Annotated in this window: 1 pseudogene; it reads right to left on the bottom strand. The window is 70.3% G+C overall.

What is annotated here, in order from left to right:
- A pseudogene (locus AC1DD3_RS22165) lies at positions 1-371 on the bottom strand (HNH endonuclease signature motif containing protein); the annotation flags it as partial.

The following is a 371-nucleotide window of genomic DNA, read 5'->3' as shown; positions in this document are numbered from 1 at the left end:
CGGAGGTGGGGTGGGAAGATCCGGGTGGTGCGGCCGATGTCCAGGATGCGGCCTTGGCTGCCGAGGAGGATGGGGATGATGTCGGCGTCGCAGGCGATTTTGCGGACGGTGGCGGGGGTGACGGGGCCGGTGAAGGCGAACGTCCCGGTTCCGGCGGGGGTTTCTGGCGCCTGAGCCGTTGGGGCCGGGGTGGCGGTTGAGGCGAAGGGTGTGGGTGTGTGTCGGGTGTAGCGGGGGCCGTTGGCGGCGGTGGTGTGGAGGCGGTTCAGGAGGTCCTGGTAGCTGATGGTGACCATGACCTGGGGCCGGAGTCCGCCGGTGGCTGGCAGGGTGTTGGTGGCGAGGGCTGTTTTRCAGGCGCCGACGAGGCC

It is taken from the genome of Arthrobacter sp. 05T444, from assembly GCF_056395905.1.
Note: the sequence above shows the minus strand (reverse complement) of the source record. Positions and strands in the feature narration are given on the sequence as shown.